The following is a 1,393-nucleotide window of genomic DNA, read 5'->3' as shown; positions in this document are numbered from 1 at the left end:
AATTTCCCTTCAGGGGTTATTTCAACTATATTGTATGAATATTCAATTTGCGATTCTCCATCTACTATAAAATCATAACTGTGATCAATTTCTTTAATAATGATCAAATAATTTTCGATTAAATAAGTATAAAATGATTCACCAAAAGACCAGACAAAATCATGCTCAAAAACTTTTACTGTGGAAAATGTTGAATCTTTCTTTTGAACAGAAGCATACATTATAACCTTTTGGTCTTCTTCTAAATATTCATAAGCTTTATAAGGATTTGAAGTTGAAAAATGAATATATAGGGGGTTGTCAAAAATCAAAAACTTACCCATACAGTGCAAATAACCATCATCAGGAATGGTATATTTCAACTTTTTTTCATTGACCAGCTTGGAATTTAGTCTTATAGGGGCTTGATATATTTCATCTTGACAGTTATATTCATTAATTTTCATCGAAGAATGAGTACTTATACTTGATAATTGAGAGTCATATGTAAGCTCAGTTTTAAATATTTCATCAGAGCAAGAATAAAAGGAATACAATAAAATAACTGCAAGTATATTTTTGAATATTTTCATTCGATTAATTTTTTGGTTTATCCTAACTTTAAATAATCATCACCTCAACCCCTCCGGTGCCGGCAAAATCCAGTCGTGGTGTTTAAAATGCTTCCACTTTTCTGCCGCCAGGTCTCTTTCGGGGTCAACAAGGGGCGCGAGTGGCCGGCGGTTGACGCTCACCCGTGCATCAAAATAAACTGCCACGTCCTGTCCTTTTGCCGCATAGCGTTTTTTCAGGTGTTGGGCATACTGCCACATATAGTCGGGTTTAGTGGCCAGTCCCCGGCGTTGTTTGGGTGAGAGTTCGTCATACACATTCACTTTGTGTTCGGCACCGGTTTTTTTGTCTTTTACGGTCACTTTTACAGTGCCTGATTTGGAGCGCAGCATCATCCGCCAGCTCAGGCGGTGGCCTTCTTCCGTCCATAACACATTTTCTTCTATAAACCAGTGGCGCAAAGGCAAACCTATCTGAAAAACAAAATAAATGGAAAACAAGGTGACCAGCACTTTTTTATAGCCCGGCACGATGATTTCGCCTTTGTCATAAAACTCTTTTTTGGGTAAAAAGCGTCGTTGAACAGTTTTTGGTGTAAAGAAAAACAGGGCAAATGCGATGGACATATACGGGAAAATGCCAATCTGAAACACGATGGAATTGAACAAATGAAAAAATATCGAAATGACAAATCCAAGCATTCGCGTCCGTCTCCAAAGTAACAGCGGGACAATAAGGAGGTCAAAAAGAATTCCGGTGTATGCAATGGACCAGTGCACCCAGGTTTGTTGTAAGATGTCGCCAATCAGCCAGTAATTGGCCTTGCCGCTCATCAACACTT

Annotated in this window: 2 protein-coding genes; both read right to left on the bottom strand. The window is 38.3% G+C overall.

Going from position 1 to position 1,393, the window contains the following annotated elements:
- The coding region (locus AC6F75_RS13590) for a hypothetical protein (RefSeq protein ID WP_500715629.1) at positions 1 to 572 on the bottom strand (572 nt) is incomplete at its 3' end.
- Positions 573 to 611: 39 nt separating this feature from the next.
- Positions 612 to 1,393 (bottom strand): HTTM domain-containing protein (locus AC6F75_RS13585; RefSeq protein ID WP_500715628.1); only part of this gene is annotated, 782 nt, incomplete at its 5' end.

This window comes from Planktosalinus sp., assembly GCF_059864935.1.
The sequence above is the reverse complement of the archived record's forward strand: the minus strand, read 5'-3'. Positions and strand labels throughout refer to the sequence as shown.